At 60.4% G+C, this 9,030-nt stretch carries 8 protein-coding genes; 6 read left to right on the plus strand and 2 right to left on the minus strand.

Going from position 1 to position 9,030, the window contains the following annotated elements:
• The first annotated feature begins 226 nt into the window (after positions 1-226).
• From trxB to EN906_RS13155, 5 genes are all read left to right on the plus strand, one after another.
• Positions 227-1,165, plus strand: a complete 939-nt coding sequence (trxB, locus tag EN906_RS13135; protein WP_032899518.1) for a thioredoxin-disulfide reductase — start codon at positions 227-229, stop codon at positions 1,163-1,165.
• Positions 1,166-1,568: 403 nt separating this feature from the next.
• Positions 1,569-2,537: a tripartite tricarboxylate transporter substrate binding protein gene (locus EN906_RS13140; protein WP_164748757.1), complete on the plus strand. Its 969-nt coding sequence runs from the start codon at positions 1,569-1,571 to the stop codon at positions 2,535-2,537.
• A 181-nt stretch (positions 2,538-2,718) separates the two neighbouring features.
• Complete coding sequence (locus tag EN906_RS13145) at positions 2,719-3,237, plus strand: tripartite tricarboxylate transporter TctB family protein (protein WP_127375208.1); 519 nt, start codon at positions 2,719-2,721, stop codon at positions 3,235-3,237.
• A 26-nt stretch (positions 3,238-3,263) separates the two neighbouring features.
• Positions 3,264-4,763, plus strand: coding sequence for a tripartite tricarboxylate transporter permease (locus EN906_RS13150; protein WP_127267272.1), 1,500 nt, complete (start codon positions 3,264-3,266; stop codon positions 4,761-4,763).
• A 326-nt stretch (positions 4,764-5,089) separates the two neighbouring features.
• A complete protein-coding gene (locus EN906_RS13155) occupies positions 5,090-5,926 on the plus strand; it encodes an SDR family oxidoreductase (RefSeq protein ID WP_127267273.1) in 837 nt (278 codons plus the stop codon).
• Between the two features lie 579 nt (positions 5,927-6,505).
• Here EN906_RS13155 and EN906_RS13160 read toward each other — a convergent pair.
• Both EN906_RS13160 and EN906_RS13165 read right to left on the minus strand, forming a co-directional pair.
• Positions 6,506-7,744: an amidohydrolase family protein gene (locus EN906_RS13160; RefSeq protein ID WP_024504890.1), complete on the minus strand. Its 1,239-nt coding sequence runs from the start codon at positions 7,742-7,744 to the stop codon at positions 6,506-6,508.
• A 64-nt stretch (positions 7,745-7,808) separates the two neighbouring features.
• A complete protein-coding gene (locus tag EN906_RS13165; RefSeq protein WP_024504891.1) occupies positions 7,809-8,561 on the minus strand; it encodes an SDR family NAD(P)-dependent oxidoreductase in 753 nt (250 codons plus the stop codon).
• A 262-nt stretch (positions 8,562-8,823) separates the two neighbouring features.
• Between EN906_RS13165 and EN906_RS13170 the strand changes: the two genes are divergently transcribed.
• Positions 8,824-9,030: LysR family transcriptional regulator (locus tag EN906_RS13170; RefSeq protein ID WP_245484240.1), on the plus strand; the 207-nt coding region annotated here is incomplete at its 3' end.

The raw sequence follows: 9,030 nt of genomic DNA on the forward strand, positions 1-9,030 counted from the left end.
CCTCTCTCCAAGACTGTCGACGCGAAACTCTATGACGGTCTGCCGATGCCGGTCGCCCTCTGGGAATAGCGCCGCCCCGGTTGCCAACGACGGCCTCTCCCGCCATGCCAGCTGATGGCTACGTCGGACCGCTGCTTTTCGGAGCGGGCGCGAGGCAGCGGATAACCGAGGCGGGCGGGCAATACCGTCGAGCCGGGCAAACCCACCAGCAATCTTGGGCGAACGAATGAGCACACGGGTCATCATTATCGGGTCGGGGCCGGCGGGCTACACCGCCGCCATCTATGCGGCACGCGCGCTGTGCAATCCCGTGCTGATCTGTGGGCCGCAACCTGGTGGACAGCTGACGGTAACCACGGATGTCGAGAACTATCCGGGATTCCCCGACATCGTCCAGGGCCCATGGCTCATGGAGCAGATGCAGAAACAGGCGGAACACTGCGGGGCGACTATCGTCACTGACCATGTCGAAACCGCCGATCTCAGCGAGCGGCCGTTCAGGGTAATCACGTCGTCCGGCAAGCGCTACGAGACCGAGGCGCTCATCATCGCGACCGGCGCCCAGGCCAGGTGGCTTGGCCTGCCTTCGGAAGAGCGTTTCCGCGGCTTCGGTGTCTCCGCTTGCGCTACATGCGACGGCATATTCTTCATCCGCAAGCACGTCGTGGTGGTTGGCGGGGGCAACACCGCGGCCGAGGAAGCGCTATTCCTCAGCAAATATGCGTCTAAGGTCACGCTCGTGCACCGTGGTGCCAGTTTGCGAGCGGAGAAAATCCTGCAGCAACGACTGTTCAACGACACGAAAATCGAGGTCGTCTGGGAGCATGTAGTGGATGAAGTTCTGGGCAACGAAGAACCGGCGCTCTCCGTCGAAGGCATTCGCCTCAGGCATGCCAGAACGGGTGCCGTGCAGAACCTGCCTGCCGACGGGCTGTTCGTCGCGATCGGCCACAGCCCGTCCGTCCGGGTCTTTGGCGACCAGCTCCGACAGAAGCCCGGTGGCTACATCTGGGTTGAGCCTGGATCGACGCGCACCAGCGTTCCGGGCGTCTTTGCGGCAGGCGATGTAAGCGACGATGTCTATCGGCAGGCGGTAACCGCTGCCGGCCTCGGCTGCATGGCCGCCATCGAGGCGGAACGGTTCCTCGCTCACCCTCATTCGTAATGCTTGCGGCTGCGCAACCGGGCCTGGCTCGCTCTACCATGCTTTGCCATATTCTCTCCGCTCCGCCGTCTATCGGTAAAGCATACCGCGGCACCTGGCTCCGAGCAGAAGCCTTATCCTCGCAGTGTGCGATGCCGGCATAAGAATCTACGACTCACCTTTTTGCGCCGTTTCTTTTTATAAGGTCGCCGTACTGCGCCGTCGGCCATGCCGTCGCGAAGTGCCGCGGGAGGCCAAGAGGAACGGTGATGGGCTTTTAGTTGGCGGCAGGAATTCGGGTGCGCTGTCTACGGTTCCTTTGGGACGTGACGCTAGCAAAGTCTCGCTGCGGGATGGAAGCCTCGAAGAAGCAATAAAAAGGGAGAGAAGAATGATTGGATCCTACAAAAAATCAGCCCATGCCATGCTGGCAGCGCTGTCGCTGGTACTGCTGTCGCTCGCTGGCGCCAACTGCGCCAAGGCGGCTGATGACTATCCGAACAAGCCGATCGAAGTAATCGTCGGCTACCTCCCCGGTGGCGCAACCGACTTCGCCGCCCGCGTCCTCGCCGAGTCACTGTCGACCAGCCTCGGACAGCCGGTGATCGTCAATAACCGCCCCGGCGCCTCTTCGGCGATCGCCGTTGATGCCGTCAAGCGCGCGGATCCAGATGGCTATACGCTTCTGTTTGGCAACAACGACGCGATTGCGATATTGCCGGCCGTCAAGCCGGACGTGGCCTACAAGATCCCGGACGACCTGACCTTCATTTCCCGGGTCGTCGAGTTTCCACTGGTGTTCGCTGTCAGCACGAAGCTGCCGCTCAACGCCATGAAAGATTTCGTCGAATACGCGAAGGCCAATCCCGGCAAGTTCAACTACGGCTCTTCGGGTGTTGGCGGTTCGCTGCACATTGAGGGTGTGCGTATGGCCCTGGCGGCAGGCATCGACATCACCCACGTCGCCTACAAAGGTGCTGCCGGTGCTGTGACCGACCTCGTCGGAGGCCAGATCGACGGCATGTTCGGCACGGTGAAGGACATCTCCGCCCATCTCAACACTGGCACCATCAAGCTGCTGGCCGTGACCTCTCCCGAGCGCGTACCGGTAGTGCCGGATGTGCCGACTTTGGCCGAAGCCGGCCTCGGCGACGCCACCGTCACGGGCTGGTTCGCCCTCATGGGTCCCGCGAACATGCCTAAGGAGGTCACCGACAAGCTGAGCAAGGCCGTCGCCGACGCCTTGGTCAAGCCGGAAGTGGCAAAGCGTCTGGCTGACTCTGGCCTGTATACGTCGCCGCTTGCCGGCGCTGAGTTCAAGGATTTCGTGGTCAAGCAACTCGACACGTTCAAGACCATCGCCGAAAAGCAGAACATCCGGATTACCGATTGACGGTTCGTCGCGGGCGGCTCATTCGTTTTGGGCCGCCCTAAGTCTGGCATGAACGTTGCGCGCGGATTGGAATTTTCGATGCGAAATCCGCCAATCGCCCCATATCGCCAAGCGGCATCAAGCACCCCGAACCAGGCAGGTTCTGACCTACCATGGCTCCTGCTGCTTCGGCCTATGATTTATGCGCCGGGTCCTCACGATGCCATCTCAACTTGAAAAGCCGAGAGACGTGATCAGTGGGACGCTGGTGCTCGCCACCGGTGCAGCGTTCCTTTACTTCGGTCGCGGGTTGACGGTCGGCAGCGCTTCGCGAATGGGGCCGGGCTACTTTCCGATCGTTCTGAGCCTGCTGATGGTCGTTCTGGGGCTTGCCATCATCGTTAACGCATTGCGTTCAAAAAGCGGGGCAGGCGAGGCGCTGACGATCCCTTGGCGTGCGCTTGTCCTCGTCCTGGGCTCGATCATGGTCTTCGCCCTAACCCTCAAAGGGCTCGGCCTGTTCATCTCGCTGGCGCTCTGCATTCTGGCGACGACCATGGCCAGCAGCTACACGAAGTGGATCCCCTCCATCACGCTAGCCCTCGTGCTGTCTCTCGTCTGCGCCTTCCTTTTCGTCTATGCGCTCGGATTGCCCATCCCGATCATCGGGCAATGGCTATCTTTCGGTTACTGGTGGCCTTCGGCTTCCCCCAGCCCGTGAAAATCACCAGCTGAAGAACATTTTTCATGGACTTCTTTTCCAATCTTGAGCTTGGTTTCCAGACGGCACTGAACCCGTGGAACCTGCTGTACTGCTTCATCGGCTGCCTGCTAGGCACAGCTGTCGGGGTCTTGCCGGGTCTCGGGCCGGTGGCAACAATTGCCATGCTTCTGCCGCTGACCTTCAGCCTGTCGCCCGACACGGCGATGATAATGCTGGCCGGCATCTACTACGGTGCGCAATACGGAAGCTCCACCACCGCCATCCTGATCAACCTGCCGGGCGAAGCCGGCTCGATCGTGACCGCGATTGACGGCTACGAGATGGCCAAGCAGGGCAGGGCGGGTCAGGCGTTGGCGGTGGCGGCACTGGGTTCGTTCTTCGCCGGAACGGTCGCAACGCTCATCCTGGCGCTGTTCGCTCCGGTGCTGGCCGGCTTTGCGCTGAAGTTCGGCCCGGCAGAGTATTTCTCCCTGATGGTGCTCGGCCTCGTTGCATCAGTTACGCTTGCGTCAGGTTCGCTGCTCAAGGCGTTCGCGATGATCGTGCTGGGCCTGCTGCTTGGCCTGGTCGGGACCGATGTCGAGAGCGGCACGCTGCGATACACGTTCGGCATACCGAGCTTGGCCGACGGGCTCGATTTCGTCGCGCTCAGCATGGGCGTATTCGGTATCAACGAGATCATCTTCAACATCGAGCATGAGCAGAAGCGCAACGTAATTGTTCGCAAGGTGAGCAAACTCATGTTGACGGCTGCGGAGCTCAAGAGCGTCATAGCCCCGGTCTTGCGAGGGACTGGCATCGGCACCGTGCTTGGGATCTTGCCCGGCGGTGGCGCAGTCCTGGCATCGTTCGCGGCCTATGCGGTCGAGAGCCGTGTCTCGAAAAACCGGTCGCAGTTCGGCAAGGGCGCTATTCAAGGGGTCGCGGCGCCAGAAAGCGCCAACAATGCCGGCGCGCAGACCTCATTCATCCCGATGCTGACGCTCGGCATCCCCTCCAACCCGGTAATGGCGATGATGATCGGCGCGTTGGTTATCCAGGGCATTACACCTGGCCCGAATGTCGCCACTGAGCAGCCGGCCCTGTTCTGGGGTCTGATCGCCTCGATGTGGGTCGGCAATCTGATGCTGGTCCTGCTTAACCTGCCTCTGATTGGCATATGGGTGCGGATGCTGATGGTGCCGTACCACTACCTCGCTCCGGCGATCGTTGCGATTTGCTGCATCGGCGCTTACAGCGTCTACAACGACTCGTTCAGCATCTACACAATGGCCCTGTTCGGCCTCGTCGGCTACATCCTGATCAAGCTCGACTTCGAACCAGCGCCGCTGCTGCTCGGCTTCGTGCTGGGACCGATGCTGGAGGAGAACCTGCGGCGGGCAATGGTGCTTTCCCGTGGCGACCCGACCGTGTTCCTCACCCGGCCCGGCAGCCTCATGCTGATCGTTCTGGCCGCGATACTGTTGGTCCTGGTGCTGTTGCCCAGCATACGCTCGAAGCGCGAGGAAGCGTTTCAGGAGTGACTTCGGGTAGGAGGGAAAAACCGGCGCGTCAGGCATCTCAGCCAGCGATTGAGTCCTTCCAAAAATGGTGTCGCGCAGGTCTTGACAGAGTTGCATGGGAGCTATCCGAATTGCGGACGGTCGACCGACGCGATTGGCAAGTGACGCCGTGGCCAAGGATGAGCGCTGGTGGCATCGTCCGAGACGATGCATCACTTCCCAATCGCGACTGGGGCTAACGCCGTCGTATCATTATCAGAACTGCGTCGCCTCCTGGGCGACTAGTTGGCCCGTTGTCATCGGAACGTTCCCGATCGACGGACTAAGCCACGCAATTGGGAGGATTTATGCCGTATTCGGATTTCAAGGGGAAGGTTGCGATCATAACGGGGGCCGGTGCAGGTATCGGCCTTGCCATTGCTGAAGCGCTTGTCAAGGAAGGGGTGCGTGTTGCTGGCATGGATATCAATCTGGATGGTGTGAGCCGGGTTGAGCAGCGCGTTGGGAAAGACAAGTTCCTTGCCTTGCAGGTCGACATCACTGATCCGGCGAATTGCAAACGGGGCGTGGATGCTGCTGCAGAGCATTTCGGTGGATTGCATGTCCTCATCAACAATGCCGCGCTCGGCATGAACGCCGTGCACCCACGTTACGAGACTCTCCCCTTGCAGATCGAAGACGTCAGCGAAGAACTGTGGAAAAAATTCATGCTGACCAATGTCTGCGGCACGTTCAACATGTCGCGCCAGGTCGTTCCGCGCCTGCGTCCGCAGAAATGGGGCCGCATCATTAACGTCAGCACGAGCTACTTGACCATGATGCGGCCGGGCTTTTCCCCCTACGGACCGTCAAAGGCGGCTCTCGAAGCATGGTCGATGATGCTGTCGCGCGAACTCGATGAATCAGGCATCACCGTCAACGTCGTGTTGCCGGGCGGGCCGGTAGACACGGCCATGGTTCCCGATAGGGATGGCCTTGATCGCGAGACGCTTATCCGCCCCGAGATGATGGCTCCGATGATTCTGGCGCTCTTGACCAGCGAGGGCGACAAAATAACCGGCAAACGCTTCCTCGCGGTCGATTGGGACAATACGACCAGCGACCCGCAGCTTCAGACCCACCGGACCGCGGCCTGGCCGGAGCTAGCCACTCCGCTCGCAGCGTTGGCGCCGAAGAAGGGGTGAATGTCCTCCATGGACTAACCTCCCATGTACAGCGTGGCGGGAGGGGAACAACCAGCCAGACAAGGGATTTGCCTCTTTCCGGCAAGGCAGCTCTCCTCGAGGGAAGGTCGGGTCGTTGACCGGCTTGATGAAGTTCTGAAAACCGCTGAAGCGGGCGCGTGCCCAGTTGGGCAAAAGATGCGTCCGTCATGGCAGACCGCACGGCCTCAACCAGCGGATAAACGATCACCAGAACCAGAAGTATGGCGATCGGCGCCAACAGCAAATAGGGCAGCCCTTCAAAGCTTTGGCGTCGCCTCTTCGAACGAGCTATGTCCCTCCACTCAGCAGTTACTGAAACTTCGCTCAAATGCGCGACCTCCAGCATGCGCGGACACCAGGGCGGTCGAATTCAGCATTGGGATAGTTGGCTGGACGCGGGCTCAGAGCCTTCGATGGGATGGACCTCGTCGCATTCCACGATGTAAGGCGTGAACGCGGAAGACTTGTCGATATCCAAGTGACACAGCCGGTCCGCCCCCGGAGCGGACATCTCAAGACTGGCAAAAGGATGGCGGCGTGATTGGTCCCAGCGTGAGCCTAGGCTGCGAGCTGGTTCTTCACGAATGCACCATCCTTCATGATGGCGGACATGTAGCGGCCTTGACTGCCCAGCGCAGACAGATCCTTCACGGGATCCTTGTCGACCACGAGGAGGTCGGCAAAGGCGCCTGCCGCGATCGTGCCGACCTTGCCTTCCATACGGACGAGTTCGGCGGCGGTAAGGGTTGCCGATTTGATCACCTCGATCGCCGGCAGCGCCTCCGCGCGGATCAGGAACTCTTCGGACTGATAGCTGTGCATCGAGCCCAACACGTCGGTGCCGTAAGCCAGCTTGACGCCGGCTGCCCGCATCGTCTCCAGCGATTCGGGACCTCTTGCGCGCACCCATTTCAGGCGTTCCACAAAGCCGGGATCCAGCTTCAGCGCATCGGCCTCGCGGATCTGCGCTTCATAGGCGGCGATCGTCGGCGTGACGATCGCACCTTGCTTCGCAGCGGTGGCAGCGGTTTGAGGGGTAATAAGTGTCGCGTGTTCGATCGAATGAATACCGCATTCGAGTGCACGTGCGACGGCCTCGTCGGTGTGGGTGTGCACCGACACATACATCTTGGCCTTGTCGGCTTCGTCCTGGAACGCGCGCAGCTCATCCATCGAATAGCCGAGATATGGCCGAGGAAAATGGGAGGATGCCGCGCCGCCATTGGCCATCACCTTGATGAATCTGGCGCCCTTGCGAACCTCGTCGCGAGCGGCACGGCGGCAGTCGTCGACGCCGTCAACGATGCGTCCTACCGAGCCGAGTTGGTCGAGTTGACGGTCGCCACTGATCATGTCGTAGCGCGTCCGATAGTCCGAATGGCCGCCGGTCTGCACCATGGCCTTGCCGCAAATGACCAGGCGAGGACCTTCGATAAGACCCTGCTCTATCGCATGGACCTGAGCCACAGTCGCGCCGCCGAGGTCGCGTACGGTGGTGAAACCGCGATTGAGCATGCCCTTCAATATCCGCACCGAATGATAGGCGACGAGTTCGTTTGGCAGAAACGAGTTTTCGGCCGGATCGGCAACTCCGGAATTGATGTGCACATGGCAATCGATCAGGCCCGGCATCAAAGTCTTCCCGCGCAGATCGAAGCGATGCGCGTTGCTATCCCGGATCGGCTTGTCTGAAACCTCGTCGATAACATTGCCGCTGACGCGGACGAAACGGTCGTGCTCGCCGTCCTCATTGGAGCCGTCAACGATCCGCGCGTTTTCGAATATGTAGGAAGGCATCAGCAGTCTCCTTGTTGGATCGGTGCGCCGCCACGTGCGCCGCGGAATTTGACGGGCGCTACGGTCAGTAGGTTGCCCTGCCGCCGGAAAGATCGAACACCGCGCCGGTGGTAAAGGAATTCTCCTCTGACGCTAGCCAGCAGATCATGGAGGCGGCTTCGCCAAGTTCGAGCATGCGGCCGCGCGGAATCTTGGCAAGCATGTACTCGATGTGTTGCGGTGACTGCTCCATTGCCCCAGGCGTCTTGGCAACCGCCGGAGTGACGCAGTTGACTGCGATGTTCTGCCCTGCGAGTTCCTTGCCCAGTGACTTCGTCAAGGCGATCACGGCTGCCTTCATGGAGCTGTAGGCGACCGCGTTGGGGTTGCCCTCCTTGCCGGCAATGGAGCTGAGGTTGACGATGCGCCCGTAGTTAAGCTCCCGCATATGAGGGACGATGGCGCGGCAGCAGTTGAAAGTCCCTATCAATCCCACACTCAGGACCTGTGCGAAGGCCTCGGGTGGATATTCCCAGGTCGGCATGTTCGGCCCGACCAACGCCGCATTGTTGATCAGTATGTCGATCTTGCCAAACCGTTCCAGCGTGTGTGCAAAGCCCGCTTCCACCGACGCGAGGTCGCCAATGTCAGTCTCAATCCCAAGCACGTCGCGGGTTCGTCCAAGCTGATTGAGAGCCTTTTGCAACGCAGCGCCATCGCGATCCCAGATCGCTATCCTGGCACCGGATGCCAGCATCCGCTCGCTGACTGCGAACCCGATGCCCTGCGCTCCGCCCGTGACAATCGCTACGCGCTGCTCAAGATCATATCGATTCATGGTCGAAGACGCACTCTGATTGAATTATTGATTGAAGCATGTTCCACGGGGGAACCGGTGGCGATTTCGCGACAAGCGCGTGCCAGAACGTATTGACTGCGATGGCCTTTCGCAAAAGACTTCGTTTGGAATGGCTGCTTCGCGATCCGCGATGATGCCCTTGCGACAGTTGCATCCGTGCGGTCAACAGCTATTAGCAGTGACTGGCTGCGTGTTTCGCAGGCCTGACATGGATGGAATATGCCGGAGAGGGGGAGCTACATTGCGTTTTGACCTTCTTTCGCTTCAGCTGTTTGTCGCCGTTTGCGAAGAGCAGAGTATCGCCAAGGCGGCCGATCGCGAGCACATCGCGGCATCGGCGGTGAGCAAGCGGATTTCCGATCTCGAGATACGCCTCAGTACGCCTTTGTTTCACCGCAGCTCGAAGGGACTGGAGCTGACCGCGGCAGCGCAGGCGCTGCTCCACCAC

Origin of the sequence: Mesorhizobium sp. M7A.F.Ca.CA.004.06.1.1 (assembly GCF_003999135.1) — a bacterium.
Taxonomy (GTDB): Bacteria; Pseudomonadota; Alphaproteobacteria; order Rhizobiales; family Rhizobiaceae; genus Mesorhizobium.